We start from the raw sequence: 17,998 nt of genomic DNA, 5'->3' as shown, positions 1-17,998 counted from the left end.
GACTTCGCGTTGACCCCGTCGGTGTTGTAGTCGTTGTAACACAACTTCGCACCCGGATCAGCCGCCCGCGCCGCCCGGAACGCCGCCTCGATCCAGTCATTACCGGTGCGCTGCAGATTCGAATCACGCCGCCCACCACCACCCCCGTCAGCGAACGCCTCATTCACCACATCCCAGGCATAGACCTGACCCCGAAAATGGGTGGCCACCTGCGTCACATGATTGATCGCCGCATTACGCAACGCACTACCCGACATGCCCTGCGCCCAACCCGGCTGCTGCGCGTGCCACAACAGAGCATGACCCCGCACACTCATCCCATTGGCCCGCGCGTGACTCACCAGACGATCGCCCCCCGTGTAGCTGAAGCGACCCTGCTGCGGCTCAGTGGCATCCCACTTCATCTCGTTCTCAGCCACGACACTGTTGAACTCACGGTTCAGAACAGTCACATACGTACTGTCGGAAAGCTTGTTCGTCGCGACAGCAGCGCCAAAGTAACGACCCTTCTCGGCCGCCGACGCTCTCAGGGTCGTCCCGGCACTGGCCATGGGTGCGAGCGCCATCGTCATACCCGCGGTGAGGGCGACGGCGAGAGTCACCGTCGCTAGTAGAGCTTTTCTGGGTTTCATGTCGGCCCTTCTCAGTGGTTGCATCGGTGGTGGTGATGTGCCACTTCGCTCAGGACAAACCGTCCGGGACGGCGCGCGCAGTCCGACAGGCTGTCGCCAGCAACTGTCGAGAGCCCTGAGGTGACGTCCGCATGCCCTGGGGGACGTCGTGATCCGAGGTACGACGACCTGCGGGGCTCGCCCGGTGAGCCGTCTGCCGTCGTCCTGCACATCGAGAGTGAGCGATAACATGTCGTTCGTCAAGACGTAACGAACCGTTCACGTGAGTCCACCGGAACGCGTCGTTTCACCCGGGACGGGCCTCGCCCACCACATGCCTCCACCCCGCCGCGCTACCAGCGGACGAGCCCGGCGCCTCGACAACCGAGGGTGCACATGACGATGGTCCTGTTATCGCTCACAGTCGATCGCCGAGGACGGTCGCGCCGGCGGGCGGGAGCGCGCGGCCGTCAACCGGCCGACCTGCCCTCAGCGGGTTTCGCCCGGCTCGCGTCGGCGCTCACCCCGGCGATGATCTCGGCCGTGGTGTGGGCCTGGATGCCGGGCTCCGCGCCGTCGGTGAACCGCGCGACGACCGCCCGGACGTGTCGTTCGGCGGGTGCGGCGAGGCCGTCGTAGACGGCCTCGAACAACTCCCGTGCCGGCCGTCTGAGCCATCCCTCCGGGAGGAGTTCCACGGGCAACTGAGGATCGAGGACGGGAAAGCGCCGGAAGGTGTCCATGATCTCGGTACGAGCCCGCACCGCGGCTGCTCCGTCGACGTGTCCGGACACCACCCGGGGCAACAGCGGTGTCCAACGCCGGAGGAATGCCTCGTAGCTGCGGCTGATCGCCTCGATGTCCCAGGCCTCGATCGGGGCACGGTGGCTGGTCGAGTCGATCGGGGTCTGCCGTCCGCGAAACACGGTGACGGCACCGAGGGTGAGCTGGTCGAGCTGCGCCCGAGCCGGAGGGGTCAGTTCGTGCGGCGAGATCCACAGCCCGTCGTACAACGGCGCGTATCCGAGCCACCGGAGCTGAGCGCGCAGGGCTCGTCGCTGCGTACTGCGATCCTGGGGCAGCGAGAAGGCGACGACCGTCCAGCACCCGTCCCACCGCGCCGTCGAGGTGGTGGAGACGAGGATCCAGTTGCCCCCGGCGGAGAGGTTGGCGGCGGCGGCGCGGCTGAGCCGGTAGGAACTGCGCCGTCCCAGTCGGCTGCCCTCCAGTACGCCACGGCGGGCCAGCCGGCTGATCGCGGTACGCGCGCCGGCCGTCGTCACCCCGGTCTCCGCCAGCAGGGCGACGATGGCGGCGGACGGGAGGGCGGCACGGGTCCGCAGGGTGTAGTCCGCCAGCAGGGTCACCGCGACGCCCTGGGGCGAGTTGCCGATCTGCCGCCGGGGCAGCCGGAGTGGGTGGTCTCCGTCGTCCGGATATATCTCGTCGATGTCGAACGGGCTTGCCACAAGCGCTCCGTGCTCTTCAGGGACGGTGTGACGACTGTAGACGGACCGCCGACGAGCGGGTCTCGGCGCGGCAGGCGACACCGACAGCCAATAGAGTGACGTCGATTGACACTTGTCGGGGCGGAGGGAACACTAACTGCTACGTGATGCCTTCCGGAGCCGGGCAGGGCGAGCCACAGGTAGCGGGCATGGCGCGGTCACAGCGGGAGTCGGGCGCACCCGCGGCCGGATCGCGCGGCCAACCCCACCTGCACAGGTAATCGAAGGAGTCGTCCGTTGAGAATCAGAAGGAAACTGCTGCTCGCCCTGGCCGCGTCGCTGGTGGCGGCCGGCCTGGTGGTCCCCGCGTTCCAACCCGCGTACGCGGCGTCGCTGACCGAGGTGACCAGCTTCGGCGACAACCCGGGCCGGATGCGGATGCACGTCTACGTGCCGGACAACCGCCCGGCCAGGCCGGCGACCGTGGTGGCCATGCACGGTTGCGGCGGGTCGGGCCCCGGCTTCTACTCCGGTAGCGAGTTCGCCAGCCTGGCCGACCGGTACGGATTCATCGTGATCTACCCGTCCGCGACCCAGCAGGCCGGGTTCGGCAACTGCTTCGACGTCTGGTCGGACGCCGCCAAGCGCCGTGGTGGCGGCAGCGACCCCGTGTCGATCGTCTCCATGGTCCAACACGTTCAACGGCAGTACGCCGCCGACCCCGACCGGGTCTACGCCACCGGCAGTTCCTCCGGCGGCATGATGACCAATCACATGCTCGCGCTCTATCCCGACCTGTTCAAGGCCGGTGCGGCCTTCATGGGGGTGCCCTACAACTGCTTCGCCGGCGCGGCGGACTTCCCACCCACAAGCAGCCAATGCACCGGTGGGAACATGAACCGCACCCCACAGCAGTGGGGCGACGCGGTGCGCCAGGTGAATCCCGGTTACTCCGGCCCTCGCCCGCGGGTGCAGTTGTGGCACGGCACCAACGACACGCTCGTGCCGTACTCGCTGTTGCAGGAGTCGATCGAGCAGTGGACCAACGTGTTCGGGCTGAGCCAGACACCCACCTCCACCGACACTCCCCAGGCAAATTGGAACCGGCGCAGGTACGCCGACACCAGCGGCACCGTTCAGGTCGAGGCGTACAGCATCCAGGGCGCCGGGCACAGCCTGCCCGGCAGCGGCATGGCCGCGTCCGCCATCCAGTTCTTCGGCCTGTCCAACCCGACGACGCCGCCGCCCAACCCGACGACGCCGCCACCCAACCCGACCACCCCGCCGCCCAACCCGACGACGCCGCCGCCCAGCCCGACCACCCCGCCGCCCAACCCGACGACTCCGCCGCCCAACCCGACCACCCCGCCGCCAGGTTCCGGCACCTGCGGCGTGACCATCGCCGTCAACGCCTGGAACACCGGCCTGACCGAGAACATCACCGTCACCAACAACGGCACCGCTGCCATCAACGGCTGGTCCCTGGTCTTCACCCTGCCCTCGGGCCAGACCATCACCTCGGGCTGGAACGCCTCCTACTCTCCGAACTCCGGGCAGGTGACGGCCAGGAACGTCGCCTACAACGCCGGGATCCCCGCCAGAGGATCGGTGACCATCGGCTTCCAGGCCACGCATTCCGGTAACACGGCCAAGCCGAGCTCGTTCACCCTCAACGGCGCGTCCTGCTCGGTGGCCTGACACCGAGCGGTACTCCGGGGATGGCCACGCTCCCCGCACCTCCCCGGAGTGCCGGCACCTGTCGGCCCGTCCAGGCCGGCGTCGACGAGGGCGTGCGCCGGCCACCACAGGATGGTGGCCGGCGTACGAGGTGTTCAGCCACTGTTGCCAGGGTCAGCGGTAGCCGGCGGTCACCACGTTGGCCTGCACCGCGTTCTCGACCGCGTCGGACGGATAGCCGGCGACCATGGCCCCCTCGTAGAAGGTGCCGGCGCTCAGGTTCGCGCCACCGTCGGGCTTGCAGCAGTCACCGCCACTGCCCAGGATGATCGCGCCCTGCTTCTTCATCGGGCTGTATCCCGGCGGAAGCGAGCCGTCCCACAGCGTGTAGAGGCTGCCCGACTGGGCGTTGCTGCCCTTGATGGCGAAGCGGCTCGTGCCGTTGTTCTTCAGCGTCGCGGTCACGAACTTGCTGGTGAAGGAGCGCTGGTTCGGGTTCCAGGTCTGGCTGCCGCCGGGGAAGAGGCCCCACTCAAGGTCCGCCTGCACCCAGGGGCCGGAGCCGGAGCAGCCGCCGAACCAGCACTGCGTACCGAAGTTGATGGCGTCCATCGCTCCGGCGGCGTCGGCCTTCCTCGTCGTCTCGCTGTTGCCGTAGTCGAAGCAGCAGCCGTTGTTGACGTGGGTGCCGCTGGTGACCATGTACATGCCCTCGGGCGCGGCACCGGTCGGCACTCCGGTGAGGTGCCCGTCCCGCCAGTAACTGTTACCAGGGTTGATGTAGAGCGAGTACGCCTTCGCGCCTCCCACGGTCAGAGACTCCGACGTCGCGACCGAGGGCCTGCTCTGCGGTGAGCCGGGAACCACGCTCGACCCCTGGTACCAGAGGTCGTTCCCCCGCCCGGACTGGTCGAAGACGACCGTGATCACACAGGTCGTACCGGAGCAGAACGAGTCTTGTGTCGCCGCGTTGGCGGTGCCGCCCGCGCCGGACAGCCCGATGTTGCGGGTCGTGGTGTCCGACGAGCGTCGGACCTGGTAGAGGTTGCCGGTGTACGCCGCATAGAGTGCCCGCGTCGTGCTGTGCGCCGCTATGCACGGAGTGCCGCCGGAGGCGTAGATGTCGCACGGGCGCGTACCTGTCGGCGGCGGGGTGGTCGGCGAGGTCCACTGCTGGTTCGTGCCACCGTGGCACGCCCACAGGTGGATCTTGGTGCCGTTCGCGGTGCCGTAGGCGCTGGCGTCGAGGCACAGCCCGGAGTGCACGCCGGTGATGGTGCCGTTGCTGTTGACGTTCCACTGCTGGTTGGTCTGGCCGTTGCAGTCCCAGATGATCGCCAGCGTGCCGTTGGCGGTGCCCTGGCCGGAGGCGTCCAGGCACTTGTTGCCGTGCACCGTGAGCTGCTTGCCCGAGGTCCAGGTCCAGGTCTGGCCGGCGCCGCCGTTGCAGTCCCACAGTTGCGTCTGGGTGCCGTTGACGGTGCTGGAGTTGGGGACCTCGAGGCAGCGACCGGATGGCGTGCCGACGATCGGGGCGCTCTGCCCCGGCACGATGGCAGCCGCCGACAACGGTGCCGCAGCGGCGGCGGCCTCGGCGGCGGGAGGCGGGGTAGCGGATGCGGCGCCGACGCCGACGAGTACGCCGACCAGCGCGCCAGCCAGGAGGGTCAGACGTCGGACACGGTGGCGTCTCGGGATGAGATCGCGGGCCATTCCTGGCCCATTGCGGGACGGAGTTCGCACGAGGTGACTCCTCGAAGGTGATGTCGATAGATGGGATTGCGAGGGGGAACCTGGTGCGGGCGGTCGGGCGAACGGCCAGCGCCAGGTTCCCTGGTGACGCCTACCGCCCCAGCACCCGCCACGTCTGGTTCAACGGGCTGCCCTGGCTGGTCGCGTTGCACGTCCACTGGTGGATCGGGGCGCCAGCGGCCGTGGAGATCGTGCTGACGTCGACACACTTGCCGCTGTGCCGGGCGACGAGCTGGTAGTCGTGCGAGTCGTTGCCCCCGTAGGTCACCTTGCGGAGGGTGAACTGCTGGTTGAGGCCGTTGAGGCAGGTCCACTGGTGCACGGCCGCGCCGTCCGCGGTGGACACGCCGCTGACGTCGAGGCACTTGCCGCTCTGCTGGTTGACCACGGTGTACGTGTTGGCCACGCCAGCGACCGGGCGGAAGTTCCAGAGCTGCTGGTCACCGCCGTCGCAGTAGTTCTGCTGTTGGATGTTGCCGTCGGCGGTGCTCAGACCGGCGTTGTTCAGGCACTGCTGGGAGTGCTGGGCCACCGCCACCGACTGGAAGCTGCCGTCCGAGGGGGGCAGCAGGGTGACGGTGTAGGTGTCGGTCTGGTTGGTGTACGGCAGGGTCACGGTGGCGTTGTTGTTGGACACGTTCACCACGCTGTTCGAGACCGTGATCGGCCCCTGCACGGCGCCGCCGTTGTTGTGCGGGATGCGTTGGGTGAGGACACGGACCTGGTTGTTCTGCACGATGCCGGTGGTCGTGTCCAGGCGTTGCAGGTTGACGGTCAGGTTCCCGGTGGTACGGCCACCACCGACCAGGACCTTCGCCGTGCCGGTCGTCTTCGTGGCGTATGCGTCGTACGACTGGCTGGCGGTCACCGCGGCGATCTGACCGGTCTGGGAGGCGTAGTAGCGGTAGTTCCACCACTCACCCTTGGGCTGGTGCTGTCCGGCAGAGTTGCGGATCAGCAGGTTGCCGAGGTCGTTGTGCAGGCTGCCGCCGCTGGCCCAGTTCGCCCGTAGGCCGTCCGCCCGAGCCCGCTCCAGACGCGCGATGTACCAGGCGCCGTCGGCCGGGTTCTGCTCCTCGGGCGAGCCGTACTCGTTGATCTGGTACGGACGCGGGTGGGCGATGCCGCGCGGGTCGAGGGTGGCGTTGGCGGCGGCGACGTTCGCGACCGGGTCACCCGGCAGCGAGTGCCAGCTGATGATGTCCGGCACCGTGTTGGTCGAGCGGACGAAGTCCAGGTACTGGTTCCAGAAGGTGTGCGTGGTCGACGGTACGCAGGCACAGCTCGGCCCGACGATGAGCTGGTTGGGGAACTCCGCCCGGATGCGCTGGTGGGTCCGGCGCCACAGTTCGAGGTACTGGGAGATCGGGCGGTTCCAGAAGATGGTGATGTTGGGTTCGTTCCAGATGTCCCACTGCACCGACAGTCCGGACGCCCGGACGTCGTTGATGAGGCGGGTCAGGAAGTTGTCGTAGTCGGTCCAGTTGCCGTTGTCGCCGGGGAAGCGGGAGATGCCGGCGCCGTCCGCGCCCCACAGGTCGTGCGGCAGCAGGATGAACTGACCGCCGAGTGCGGTGGTCCGTCGCGCCTGGGCAAGGGTGGAGTTCCAGCGGCGGTCGTAGGTTCCGCCGACCCAGCCACTCCCCGGGAGCTGCGCGCCGCCGGCGCGCATGTACTGGAACTTGACGTCTCGGTAGAAGTGGTCAGCGGGACCGCTGGCGTTCTCGGTCATGCCGTAGATCCAGCCGGAAGCGCGGTAGGTCGGCGTACCGGTGGTCGTGGAGAAGTTGACACTGATCGACTCGTCGGCGGCCTGGGCCGGGGACGGGACGACGGTTACGGCGGCAGCGGCGGCGAGCAGGCCGACCACGAGTCGGGCGACGAACGCGCCGGCTGGTCCTGACCTGCCGCGGGACGGGGTTTTCACGGGCGGCTCCTTGGTGGGGCGTGGGGGACGCTCTCCGGAGGGCTGCGCTTGCGAATCGATTCGCACGGATCGTAGGACCGGGCACTGAACCATGTCAATGAAGTGAAGACTCGATGAAGGCAGTGTTTCCCGGCGCCGCTCTCCGCGCAGCCGACCATCTCTTGACCCTCGGCCATGGACGGACCTATCTTCGTGCGAACCGGTTCGTCGAATCGATTCGCCTCATGATCGGACTGCGTCCGGCCCGCGACGGTCACCCGCACCTCCCACCTGACGATCGACTTGAAGCGAGGCACCACATGACAGGACTCAGCCGTCGGCGGCAGCTGGCCGCCGTCGCCGTGATAGCGCTCGCCGCAGCGGCAGGCAGTGCCTGCTCGTCGTCCACCGACAGTCCCACCGGTGGCGGCGCCTACCTCGTCTGGGACCCGTATCCCCAGTTCGCCGATGACTCCGAGTGGGTCGCTCTGCTCAAGAAGTGCGGCACCTCCGCGGGGGTGACGGTCGAGCGGACCGGCTACGACACCACCGACCTGACCAACAAGGCGCTGCTCGCCGCCCAGCAGAGCAACTCGCCGGACGTGCTGATCGTGGACAACCCGGTCATCTCGACACTGGCCGAAGCCGGCGCCCTCACCACCACCGACGACAACAAGCTGGACGTCTCGGCCATGGCGCCGAACCTGCTCGGCGCTGGCCAGAGCGAGGGAAAGACGTACGGGGTGCCGATCGGGGCGAACACCCTCGCGCTCTACTACAACAAGGATCTGCTGACCGCCGCCGGCGTCGATCCCGCCGCCGTCAAGGACTGGACGTCACTGACCGCGGCGCTGACCAAGGTCAAGGCCAAGGGAAAGAAGGGCATCACCTTCTCCGCGATCGGCACCGAGGAGGGCAGCTTCCAGTTCCTGCCCTGGTTCTGGGGATCGGGCGCCCAACTGACCAGTCTGGACTCGCTGCAGGCGGTGTCCGCGCTGACGCTCTGGACGGACTGGCTCAAGCAGGGCCACGCCCCGAACTCGGTCATCAACAACACCCAGACCACAAGTTGGCAGGAGTTCGCCACCGGCGACTACGCGTTCGCCGAGAACGGCACCTGGCAGCTGGCCAACGCGGAGAAGCTGGGCTTCTCGTACGGCACCATCGCGATCCCGGCCAGCGCGGGCGGCCCGGCGCCGGCGCCCACCGGCGGTGAGTTCGTCTCCATCCCGGTGCAGAAGAACACCGGCCGGTACGAAACGTCGCAGAAACTCGTCGCCTGTCTGACCAGTGCCGACAACCTTCTCACCACCGACACCACGCTCTCCTACGTCGCACCCGTCGCCGCCGTCCAGGATCGGCAGGCGACTGCGGACCCCAAGCTCGCGGTCTGGGTCGAGGCGGTCCGGGCAGCGAAGGGCCGCACCGGTGACAACCTCGGCACGAAGTACCCGAAGATCTCTGAATCCCTGTGGACCGCGGTGCAGGCAGCCCTCAGCGGCGGAAAGTCGCCGCGCGAGGCGCTGACCGCCGCGCAGGCCGCGGCCACGACCAGGTAAGCGCGCCCGACCAACACCATGCCCCCGACGACACAGACCTCCACCGCCGCACAAGACCAGGGTGGGGCGGCCGTCGCCGCCCCACCCGGTCCTTCCCCGTCCCGCGTCCGCCGGCCCAGCCGATGGGTGGCGTGGGGCTTCCTGGCACCGGTGACCGTCTACCTGGCGGCCTTCTACGCCTACCCGCTCTACCGCAATGTCGAGTTGAGCCTGCGCGAGTACACCGTCCGCTCGTTCGTGCAGGGCGGTGCGCCCTTCGCTGGCCTCGACAACTACCGGACGGTCCTGACCGACCCGGCCTTCGGGCCGACCCTGACGCACACCCTGGTCTTCACCGCCGCGTCACTCGCCTTCCAGTTCACCATCGGCATGGGCCTGGCGCTCTTCTTCCACCAGCACTTCCCGCTGTCGCGCACGCTGCGGGCGTTGATCCTCGTACCGTGGCTGCTGCCACTGATCGTCTCGGCGTCGACCTGGTCGTGGCTGCTCAACAGCGACTCGGGGCTGGTAAACGCGGCACTCGCAGCCATCGGCATCGGCCCGGTCAACTGGCTCACCTCGCCGGGCTGGTCACTCACCTCGGTGATCATCGCGAACGTCTGGATCGGCATCCCGTTCAACCTGGTGGTGCTGTACAGCGGCCTGCAGGCGATCCCGACCGAGATGTACGAGGCGTCCGCGCTCGACGGCGCGACCGGATGGCAACGGTTCTGGTCGATCACCTTCCCGCTGTTGCGCCCCGTCTCGGCGATCACGCTGCTGCTGGGGTTGATCTACACGCTGAAGGTCTTCGACATCATCTGGATCATGACCAGGGGTGGCCCAACCGGCTCCTCGGCCACGCTCGCCACCTGGTCGTACCGACTCGGCTTCGGCAACCTGCTGCCCGAGTTCGGGCCGGGAGCGGCCGTCGGCAACCTGCTCATCGTGATGGCCCTGATCGCCGGGCTCGTCTACATCCGGATCGAACGGAGGCAGCACCTACGATGACCACTCCAACGCCTCGGGCCTGGTGGAAGACCGGCATCGGCCTGGTGCTGACCGGGCTGATGCTCTTCCCCGTCTACTGGATGATCAACGTGTCGTTCACCCGGGACCAGGACATGCGGGCCAGTCCCCCGCACCTGATCCCGACCAACGGCACGTTGGACGGCTACCGGGCGGTGCTCGACCAACAACTGCCCTACCTCGGCACCAGCTTCCTGGTCGGCCTCGGCACGGTGGCGCTGACCGTGGCGCTGGCCGCCCCCGCCGGATACGCGTTGGCGAAGCTCCGGCCCCCCGGCGGCCCGGCGCTCAGCTTCGTGCTGCTGATCGCGCAGATGATCCCGGGGATCATCATGGCGATGGGCTTCTACGCCATCTATCTCCACCTCGGCGTCCTGAACACGCTGCCCGGCCTGATCCTGGCCGACACGACACTGGCGGTGCCGTTCGGCGTGTTGATCTTCACTGCCTTCATGTCGGGAATTCCCGACGAGCTGATCCAGGCTGCCGTGGTCGACGGCGCCGGTCGGCTGCGAACCTTCTGGTCGGTCGTGCTGCCGGTCAGCCGCAACTCGATCGTCACGGTGTCGCTGTTCGCGTTCCTCTGGTCCTGGTCGGACTTCATCTTCGCCTCGACCCTCGCCGGCGGGGGCGACCACCAGCCGATCACCATCGGCATCTACCACTACATCGGCAACAACAACCAGCAGTGGAACGCCATCATGGCCACCGCTGTCGTCGCCTCCATCCCGGCCGCCGTGCTGCTGGTCCTGGCCCAGCGGTACGTCTCGATGGGCGTGACCGCCGGCGCCGTCAAGGACTGACCACCCGCACCACAGAAAGGCACCCGCCACCCATGACCGTCGCCCCGTCCGGTCCGGAGTTCCCCATCCAGGACATCCCCTTCAGCTACCGCGGATCCTGGTTCAACATCTCCCCGGTGGTAGCCGAGAAGACGTACGCCGACGATCTGCACCTGGTCTCGCACCAGACCGGGCTACACCCCGTACTGCGTCTCGCCCCCGCGATCCCCGGCACCACGGTCGTCGCCACCCCCGCGCTGCTGACCTGGCGGAGTGGCGACGACCGGATCGACGCCGTCTACGACGGGCCGGACACCCTGCGGATCCGCGGTCGGCGGCTCGGCCTGCGGGTAGCCGCAGCCGAGGGCACCCTCACCCCGTTCAGTGGCACCTACCTGTATCTCGACCCGGTCGACGGGTCACACGTGTTCACCTCGTACGAGACCGGTCGCCGCTACCGGATCACGGTGCTCTCCGGCGCTCTCCAGCGGACCGACGGCGTGGAGGCGCTCGGCACCGCTGACCGGTCGCTGGACCTCGCCAGCGACCAACCCTGGGAAATCGCGATCGAGGAGTACGCCACCGCCCGCCACCCGTACGCCGGATCCGCCACCTTCGACCAGTTGTGCCGCGACCGGATCGCCGAGTTCACCGCGTTCGTCGACGCGGTAGCGCCGTGGCGCGGTGCGGACACCCCGGCCGCCGAACTGGCCGCGTACGTGCTGTGGTCAGCCACCGTCGCCCCGGCAGGCTTCATCACCCGGCCAGCCGTCCTCATGTCCAAGCACTGGATGGACAAGGTGTGGAGCTGGGACCACTGCTTCAACGCGATCGCCCTGGCTGCCGGCGAGCCGGAGCTGGCCTGGCATCAGTTCCAACTGCCCTTCGACCACCAGGACGAGGCCGGTGCCCTACCCGACTCGGTCGCGCACTCCGAGGTCCTGCACAACTACGTCAAGCCCCCCATTCACGGGTGGGCCCTCCGGCACCTGCGCCGACGCCTTCCCCAGCCGCCGGACCGGACGGCGCTGGCGCAGACGTACGACCGGCTGGCCCGCTGGACCCGTTTCTGGCTCGACGCGCGCCGAGCGCCCGGCCACGATCTGCCTCATTACCAGCACGGCAACGACAGCGGCTGGGACAACGCGACCACCTTCGACGACGACCGGGTCCTCCAGACGGCCGACCTCGCCGCGTTCCTGGTCTCGCAGCTTCGCTGCCTGGCCGACCTCGCCAGCGAGCTGGGCGAGCCCGCCGACCAGTGGTCCCGGGAGGCCGACCGGATCTGCGGAGCCATGCTCCGGGACCTGTGGGACGGCGAACGCTTCACCGCTCGCAGCCCCCACACCGGGCAGCGGCGGGCAAGCCGAAGCCTGCTCGACCTGATGCCCGTCGCGCTCGGTGCCGACCTGCCCGCCCCGGTCGCCGCCGCACTGGCTCAAGGCGTCGCAACCCACCTGACCACGCACGGGCTGGCCACTGAGCCGACAGACTCGGCCCACTACGTGGCCGACGGCTACTGGCGTGGCCCGATCTGGGCACCCTCGACCGTCCTGGTCGAGGACGGCCTGCGGCGGGCCGGGCAGACCAGGATCGCCGACGACATCAGCCGCCGATTCCTCGCGCTGTGCGAGAAGTCCGGGTTCGCGGAGAACTTCGATGCCGAAACCGGCGCCGGGCTCAGGGACCGCGCGTACACCTGGACTGCCAGCAGCTACCTCATCCTCGCCGCCGCTCAGGAGGAACGGCGAGTCACGGGTGGGTAGACCGGCCTGGACGGCCGGGCCCGGGTCTCGTTCCGGGCCCTCGCCCGGGTCAGCGGGACCAGACCGGACCGGTGCTGGAGCGCAACGAGATGGGCGGGTTGTACAGCCGGTGGCGGGGCACGGCCCCGGGCTCGGCGATGACCTCCAGCAGCAATGACACCGCCTCGGCGCCCATGTCGACCATCGGAACATCCGCCGCGGTCAACGGCGGGCGGAAATCCTCCGCCCAGTGCTGGGCGGCGACGCCGGTGACGGAGAAGTCGCGTGGCACGGACAGCCCGGCGCCGGTCAGGGCACGCTGCATTCCGGGCAGCGCGGCCTCGTTGATGGTGGCCACCGCCGTGACGTCCGGATGTGTCGCGAGCAACTGTTCCACGCACGCCTCGCCGGAGGCCGTGTCGTCGCCGCAGCAGACCTCCACGCCCGTCAGGCCGCGCTCGGCCGCCGCCGCCCGGAAACCAGCCAGCGCTCGGTGGCTGGGGCCGTAGCCCGCGGCCACCAACTCTGCGGAACGGTTCACGAGAGCCACGTGCCGGTGCCCCAGATCGGCCAGGTGGTGGACGCACCGGGCGATCAGCCCGGCGTAGTCGATGTCGATCCAGCTCATGCCGTGCGGTTCGGCGGTCCGCCCGATGGTGACGAACGGCAGGCCGGCCTTGGTCAGCCGAGTCACCCGGTCGTCCTCCAACCGGATCTCCATCAGGACCACACCGTCCACCCGGCGCCCGGTGACGATCCGCTCGAACGATCGGTCATGGTCGCCACCGGATGGCGACAGCAGCACGTCGAGGTCATGGCGAGCGGCCGCCTCAACGACGCTGGCGACGAAGCCCAACTGCATGTCGGTCAACCGCTGGCTCGCCGGAGGAATCACCAGCCCGAGGGTGCGCGTGCGTCCCTCCTTGAGAGCACGGGCGCTGGCATTCGGTCGGTAGTCCAGCTCGTCGATGACCGCCTGGATCCGCTGCCGGGTCGCCTCCGACACGGTCCGCTTACCGCTCAGCACGTAGGACACGGTGCTGCGGGACACCCCCGCCCGGCGGGCGATCTCCCCGATGTTCATGCACCGCCCCCAAATCGATTCTTGCCCCGACAGGGGGACGCGCCATGCTCGTTCACGAGCATAACCGGCCGGAATCCCGTCTCTGGGTCAGCGACGACCCCGCGGCCGTCACTTCCGATCAGGAATCGAGAAGCGCTCCGAGTCTCGCCGGGCCTAGCCTTTCCCCAGGTAGCCGGCAGCACGCCGGGCCTTTGAACGGCGAAAAGGAGCCCCAGAATGTCCGCGAAGACCTCCACGACCGTGTCCGACGGCTTCAGTGCCGAGGAACGCGCCGCGATGAAGGAGCGCACCGCCGAACTGCGAGCCGAGGGCAAGAAGGGCGCCAAGAAGGCCGACGGGCTGCAGGCGCTCCTCGACCGGATCGCGCAGATGGAGCCGGACGATCGCGCGCTCGCCGAGCGCGTGCACGTGACGGTCACCGCCGCTGCCCCAGAGCTGCTGCCGAAGACCTGGTACGGGATGCCCGCCTACACGAACGCCGACGGCAAGATCGTCGTCTTCTTCCAGGACTCCGGCAAGTTCAACTACCGGTACTCGACCCTGGGCTTCCAGGACACGGCCAACCTCGACGACGGCGACCTGTGGCCCGTGGCGTACGCGCTGCAGAAGTGGAGCCCCGCCGTGGAGAAGAAGGTCGTCGAGTTGGTGAAGGCCGCGATTTCCTGACTGTTGCGTGGACCGACGCGGAATGGCTCTGGTGATTCACGCGTACCAGGGTCATGATCGACTTGTGTCGTTCTGGGAAGCCGTCTCGCGCTTCGGCGTACCGTCGCTCGTTTTCGTCGGCGCCGCGGTCGCCGCGTCCGTCGCCTTCTTCGGCTCGCCCGCCGACTTCTCCCGTCCGCACGGCTGGCAGTGGGCGTGGGTGGGGTTGTGGCTGATGATGAGCGCCGAGGCGGCATTCGGCACCGAGAGATCGTGGTTCGAGCGCGCCTGGAAGGGTGCCACCGCTCTGCTCGTGGCCGTGGCCTGCGCGGTTGCCGCCTGGCGCCACTACCGGTGGCGCAGGCTGGAACGGACGCGGCTGACGCCCGGATCGGCGGGGTGACGCCGGGCCCGGATCACGAGACGGCGCCGCCCTGCCGATCCGACACCCCAAAGCCTGTCGCCCGCAACGGCACTCGGCAGGGCAGCACGGATCGACCCTGAGGGCTACCGTGTGCCGCACCGTGACAGAGGGGTGGGCCGCGGTGGGTCTCCGGTTGCGGCGCGTCGCGATGATGCTGCTCGCCCAGCCCGATCGTGCGGCTCTGCAAGCTCCTGCCCCCGCCCTCATCGTCATGCTCCGCGGACCGTCAGGCGCTGCGGAAAGCACGGCGGTAGGCCTGAGGGCTGGTGCCCGTGACGAGTTTGAAGCGGTCCCGGAAGGCGGTGGTGGAGCCGAACCCGACCTGGGCCGCGACGCGGTCGATGGGATGAGCCGTGGCTTCCAGGAGGCGCTGCGCCTGGTGGACGCGCACGCGGTGCAGCCACTGCAGAGGGGTGGAGCCGATCTGGTCACGAAAGCGGCGGTTCAGGGTGCGGATGCTCATGCCGGCGTGACGAGCGATGTCGGTGAGGGTCAGCTCGCGGTGGGCGTTGTCACGCATCCACGCCACGAGGGGCTCCAGCGTGGTCCCGTCGGGGGTGGGCGGCTCGTGCGCGATGAACTGCGCCTGCCCGCCAGCGCGTTCCAACGGCATGACCGACAGTCGGGCCGCGTCCGCTGCCACCGTGGCGCCGTAGTCGCGTCGGATCATGTGCAGACACAGGTCGAGCCCGGCGGCGGCGCCGGCGGAGGTCAGAAGCTGGCCGTTGTCGACGTAGAGGACGTTCGGGTCGACCTGAATCTGTGGGTACTGGGCGGCGAGCTGATCGGTGGCGACCCAGTGCGTGGTGGCGCGCAGTCCGTCGAGGAGGCCGGCGGCGGCGAGGGTGAACGCGCCGACGCAGATCGAGGCGATGCGGGTGCCGTTGGCCGCGGCGGTCCGCAACGCGTCAAGAACCTCGGCGGGGGCCGCCGCGTCGGGGTCGGCGACACCCGGCACGATGATCGTGTCGGCGTCGTGGAGGATGTCCAGGCCCCACGGCACTGCGATGCTGAACGCGCCGGTGGTGACGGTTGGCGTCGCCGCACAGATCTGAACCCGGTAGCCGGCACGGCCGTCGAGCAGACGGGTGCGCTGGAACACCTCCATCGGCGTGGCGAGATCGAACGGGACGACGCTGTCGAGGGCGAGCACGGCCACGGTGTGCATCGCTGAAATCTAGCCAGCTATGCCTCTACGGTGACGGATGGCGTGGGTCTGTCCGCATCGGCCGTACGGCGGCGGGTGAGCCGGCGGTACACGTCGCTGATCGGCAGCCCGCCCGCGAAGCACCACAGGGCGATGACGGGATCGCAGATGGCGCAGCCAAACGACGAGTCGTGCACCGACGGAATGAGCGGGGTGCCGCGGCGGTGGTGCAGGACGTCCCAGGCGGTGTGCAGCAGCCATCCGATGCCGATGAAGGTGTAGGAGCTGAGCCCGGCGTAACCGACCACCACCAGCACGGCACAGAAGGCCAGCTCCCACAGACCAAATCCGCCGCCGCTGATGTAGGCGGCGCCAGCGCCCGTGACGATGAGCGCGTTCAGACGACGACGGTGCGGCTCGGGAACAAAGGAATTGAGCCCGACGTAGACCAGCCCAATGACGACTGGCATGACATAACGAAGCACGGTTTCAGCCCTGTCACCTCTGCGGAAGTGCGGTATCGAAAGGCAGCCTAGGCAGGCGTAACCTCGGGAGCGAGAGGCGAAAGTGCCGCACCCCAACGGATTCCGGCCACGGCAGGCGGAGTCAGGCGGTGGGCCGCAGGCGCTGCGCCCATTCCTCGAAGGTCGTGAGCGGGATACCGAGGGCCCGCGCGTACTCCGGGCGGGCGGGTTGCCCGGCGACGTGCATGAATTCATGGGAGGTGCCCGCCCACACCGGCATACCGGCGGCGACGGCCTCCTCCTCGGTCATGTCAGGCGCGGTGAGCTTGGTGCCCAGGGCACGCGAGAGGACTGCGGCGATGTCCGTCATCGTCAGGTAGTCGCTGGCCAGTTCCAGTTCGACTCCGTGGAACCGCCCCGGTGCGGCGATGGCCGCGGCGGCAGCGGTGCCGATGTCGTCGACCGCGACGAGGGAGATCCGGGTCTCGGGCTTCAGCACAGTGGCCAGGCCACCCTCGACGCCACGGGGAAACAGGTAGGCCATGGAGGGCAGGAAGTTCTCCATGAAGGTGCCCGGCTTGATGATCGTCCAGTTCGTGAAGCCGGCCTCGCGTACCCGGTTCTGGATGCCGGCCTTGGCAGTGTAGTAGGGCTCCAAGGACATCCAGCGACCTTCGGACCAGCCGGGAGTCTCGCTGTGCTGGCCCGCGCCGGAGACGGACGTGTGCACGTACTGGGGCACACCGGCGGCCAGCGCGGCTTCGATCAGGTTGACGGCGTGGGTCAACTCGCCGTCGAAGTCGATTGCATCGTCACTCATCGCGGGCATCTGCACCGAGAAGACGGCTCGGGCTCCTTCCGCTGCTCTACTCAGGGAGTCACGATCGTTCAGGTCGCCGGTGACCAGTTCGGCGCCGAGCGCCTCGACCGCCTTCGCCCGGTCGCTGCTGGGGTGGCGGACCAACGCCCGGACGGGGACGCCGGTCGCGAGCAGGGCCCGAGCGGTCGCACCGCCCTGCTTCCCGGTGGCGCCGGTGACCAGGACGGGTGCGGAATCGGTCGACATGAGCAGTCTCCTGTGGTGTGCGAGCACTAAACGGCGGGGTCCGCCGTTTTCCTTCAGCTAAGATACGGCGGACCCCGCCACTTAGCAAACTCCGAGGTGACGCCATGCCGGCCCTGCGTGCTGACGCCCAACGCAACTACGCTCGTCTGCTCACGGTCGCCGTGGCGGAGATCGCCGCGCACGGTGCGGACGCATCCCTGGAGCAGATCGCCCGCGCTGCGGGAGTGGGATCGGCAACCGCGCGCCGGCACTTTCCCAGCCGCCGCGCGTTGCTGGAGGCGGTCTTCCGGGAACGAGTCGAGACCCTGTGCGCTCTCGCCCGCGAGCTGACCGGCAGGGCCGACACCCGGGCCGCGCTTCTGGAGTGGCTGAGCGCCGTCACCACGTCCGCGTCGACGATCCGAGGACTGGCCGTCGCGCTGAACCGCGACCTGGCGGCCGACGCCGACGCCGCGCAGGGAAGCTGCGCCTCGGCGCAGCTCACCGAGGCAGGCGACCCCCTGGTGCGCCGCGCCGTGCAGGATGGCGCAGTGGCACCGGGCGTGGCCATCACCGACCTGCTCACGCTGGTCACCGGCATTGCCCTGGCAACGGAGCACCACCCGAACCCCGCTGCCGAAGCAGATCGACTGCTAGGCCTGACCGTGGCGGGGGTCAGTCCTCGACACGGTTGAGACAGC

Annotated in this window: 16 protein-coding genes; 8 read left to right on the top strand and 8 right to left on the bottom strand. The window is 68.8% G+C overall.

Annotation, left to right across the window (positions count from 1 at the left end; translation table 11 throughout):
• The coding region (locus tag ABZS37_RS10105; protein WP_355167448.1) for an endo-1,4-beta-xylanase at positions 1 to 632 on the bottom strand (632 nt) is incomplete at its 3' end.
• A 449-nt stretch (positions 633 to 1,081) separates the two neighbouring features.
• Positions 1,082 to 2,080 carry a PaaX family transcriptional regulator C-terminal domain-containing protein gene (locus ABZS37_RS10100; RefSeq protein ID WP_355167446.1) on the bottom strand — a complete coding sequence of 333 codons (999 nt, stop codon included), beginning with the start codon at positions 2,078 to 2,080 and terminating at the stop codon, positions 1,082 to 1,084.
• Positions 2,081 to 2,356: 276 nt separating this feature from the next.
• On the opposite strand from ABZS37_RS10100, the gene ABZS37_RS10095 reads away from it, so the two are divergent.
• On the top strand, positions 2,357 to 3,757 hold the full coding sequence (locus ABZS37_RS10095; RefSeq protein WP_355167444.1) for a PHB depolymerase family esterase: 1,401 nt from the start codon (positions 2,357 to 2,359) through the stop codon (positions 3,755 to 3,757).
• Between the two features lie 153 nt (positions 3,758 to 3,910).
• Here the strand turns inward: ABZS37_RS10095 and ABZS37_RS10090 are convergent, their stop codons facing one another.
• Positions 3,911 to 5,479: an arabinofuranosidase catalytic domain-containing protein gene (locus ABZS37_RS10090; RefSeq protein WP_355167442.1), complete on the bottom strand. Its 1,569-nt coding sequence runs from the start codon at positions 5,477 to 5,479 to the stop codon at positions 3,911 to 3,913.
• Between the two features lie 100 nt (positions 5,480 to 5,579).
• Positions 5,580 to 7,415, bottom strand: coding sequence for an RICIN domain-containing protein (locus ABZS37_RS10085; RefSeq protein WP_355167440.1), 1,836 nt, complete (start codon positions 7,413 to 7,415; stop codon positions 5,580 to 5,582).
• Positions 7,416 to 7,714: 299 nt separating this feature from the next.
• On the opposite strand from ABZS37_RS10085, the gene ABZS37_RS10080 reads away from it, so the two are divergent.
• The 4 genes from ABZS37_RS10080 (at position 7,715) to ABZS37_RS10065 (ending at position 12,509) form a co-directional block, all read left to right on the top strand.
• Positions 7,715 to 8,953, top strand: coding sequence for an extracellular solute-binding protein (locus ABZS37_RS10080; RefSeq protein WP_355167438.1), 1,239 nt, complete (start codon positions 7,715 to 7,717; stop codon positions 8,951 to 8,953).
• A gap of 150 nt (positions 8,954 to 9,103) precedes the next feature.
• Positions 9,104 to 9,943, top strand: coding sequence for a sugar ABC transporter permease (locus ABZS37_RS10075; protein WP_355167436.1), 840 nt, complete (start codon positions 9,104 to 9,106; stop codon positions 9,941 to 9,943).
• Positions 9,940 to 10,764 (top strand): carbohydrate ABC transporter permease, encoded by an 825-nt coding sequence (locus ABZS37_RS10070; protein WP_355167434.1) that lies wholly within the window; start codon positions 9,940 to 9,942, stop codon positions 10,762 to 10,764. Before ABZS37_RS10075 ends, ABZS37_RS10070 begins: the two co-directional genes overlap by 4 nt.
• 32 nt (positions 10,765 to 10,796) lie before the next feature.
• A complete protein-coding gene (locus ABZS37_RS10065) occupies positions 10,797 to 12,509 on the top strand; it encodes a trehalase family glycosidase (RefSeq protein WP_355167432.1) in 1,713 nt (570 codons plus the stop codon).
• 49 nt (positions 12,510 to 12,558) lie between these two features.
• Here ABZS37_RS10065 and ABZS37_RS10060 read toward each other — a convergent pair whose 3' ends face one another.
• A complete protein-coding gene (locus ABZS37_RS10060; protein WP_355167430.1) occupies positions 12,559 to 13,572 on the bottom strand; it encodes a LacI family DNA-binding transcriptional regulator in 1,014 nt (337 codons plus the stop codon).
• A gap of 216 nt (positions 13,573 to 13,788) precedes the next feature.
• On the opposite strand from ABZS37_RS10060, the gene ABZS37_RS10055 reads away from it, so the two are divergent.
• Both ABZS37_RS10055 and ABZS37_RS10050 read left to right on the top strand, forming a co-directional pair.
• Positions 13,789 to 14,238 carry a hypothetical protein gene (locus ABZS37_RS10055; RefSeq protein ID WP_355167428.1) on the top strand — a complete coding sequence of 150 codons (450 nt, stop codon included), beginning with the start codon at positions 13,789 to 13,791 and terminating at the stop codon, positions 14,236 to 14,238.
• Between the two features lie 64 nt (positions 14,239 to 14,302).
• On the top strand, positions 14,303 to 14,620 hold the full coding sequence (locus tag ABZS37_RS10050) for a hypothetical protein (protein ID WP_355167426.1): 318 nt from the start codon (positions 14,303 to 14,305) through the stop codon (positions 14,618 to 14,620).
• Between the two features lie 247 nt (positions 14,621 to 14,867).
• Here ABZS37_RS10050 and ABZS37_RS10045 read toward each other — a convergent pair whose 3' ends face one another.
• The 3 genes from ABZS37_RS10045 to ABZS37_RS10035 form a co-directional block, all read right to left on the bottom strand.
• Complete coding sequence (locus ABZS37_RS10045; RefSeq protein WP_355167424.1) at positions 14,868 to 15,809, bottom strand: helix-turn-helix domain-containing protein; 942 nt, start codon at positions 15,807 to 15,809, stop codon at positions 14,868 to 14,870.
• Positions 15,810 to 15,826: 17 nt separating this feature from the next.
• On the bottom strand, positions 15,827 to 16,258 hold the full coding sequence (locus tag ABZS37_RS10040; RefSeq protein ID WP_355167422.1) for a DUF6010 family protein: 432 nt from the start codon (positions 16,256 to 16,258) through the stop codon (positions 15,827 to 15,829).
• Between the two features lie 136 nt (positions 16,259 to 16,394).
• The gene (locus ABZS37_RS10035) at positions 16,395 to 17,318 is read right to left on the bottom strand and encodes an NmrA/HSCARG family protein (protein WP_355167420.1); all 924 of its coding nucleotides are present in this window, start codon (positions 17,316 to 17,318) and stop codon (positions 16,395 to 16,397) included.
• A 104-nt stretch (positions 17,319 to 17,422) separates the two neighbouring features.
• Between ABZS37_RS10035 and ABZS37_RS10030 the strand changes: the two genes are divergently transcribed.
• On the top strand, positions 17,423 to 17,992 hold the full coding sequence (locus tag ABZS37_RS10030) for a TetR/AcrR family transcriptional regulator (protein ID WP_355167418.1): 570 nt from the start codon (positions 17,423 to 17,425) through the stop codon (positions 17,990 to 17,992).
• Positions 17,993 to 17,998 lie beyond the last annotated feature (6 nt).

The organism is Micromonospora sp. NPDC005413, assembly GCF_040606435.1.
Classification (GTDB): domain Bacteria; phylum Actinomycetota; class Actinomycetes; order Mycobacteriales; family Micromonosporaceae; genus Micromonospora.
The sequence above is the reverse complement of the archived record's forward strand: the minus strand, read 5'-3'. Positions and strand labels throughout refer to the sequence as shown.

Excerpts from the sequence above, each read along its gene's own strand:
- ABZS37_RS10045 (WP_355167424.1), bottom strand. The coding sequence starts at position 15,809 with ATGCACACCGTGGCCGTGCTCGCCCTCGACAGCGTCGTCCCGTTCGAT.
- ABZS37_RS10035 (WP_355167420.1), bottom strand. The coding sequence starts at position 17,318 with ATGTCGACCGATTCCGCACCCGTCCTGGTCACCGGCGCCACCGGGAAG.
- ABZS37_RS10080 (WP_355167438.1), top strand. The coding sequence starts at position 7,715 with ATGACAGGACTCAGCCGTCGGCGGCAGCTGGCCGCCGTCGCCGTGATA.
- ABZS37_RS10040 (WP_355167422.1), bottom strand. The coding sequence starts at position 16,258 with ATGCCAGTCGTCATTGGGCTGGTCTACGTCGGGCTCAATTCCTTTGTT.
- ABZS37_RS10065 (WP_355167432.1), top strand. The coding sequence starts at position 10,797 with ATGACCGTCGCCCCGTCCGGTCCGGAGTTCCCCATCCAGGACATCCCC.
- ABZS37_RS10070 (WP_355167434.1), top strand. The coding sequence starts at position 9,940 with ATGACCACTCCAACGCCTCGGGCCTGGTGGAAGACCGGCATCGGCCTG.
- ABZS37_RS10055 (WP_355167428.1), top strand. The coding sequence starts at position 13,789 with ATGTCCGCGAAGACCTCCACGACCGTGTCCGACGGCTTCAGTGCCGAG.
- ABZS37_RS10030 (WP_355167418.1), top strand. The coding sequence starts at position 17,423 with ATGCCGGCCCTGCGTGCTGACGCCCAACGCAACTACGCTCGTCTGCTC.
- ABZS37_RS10060 (WP_355167430.1), bottom strand. The coding sequence starts at position 13,572 with ATGAACATCGGGGAGATCGCCCGCCGGGCGGGGGTGTCCCGCAGCACC.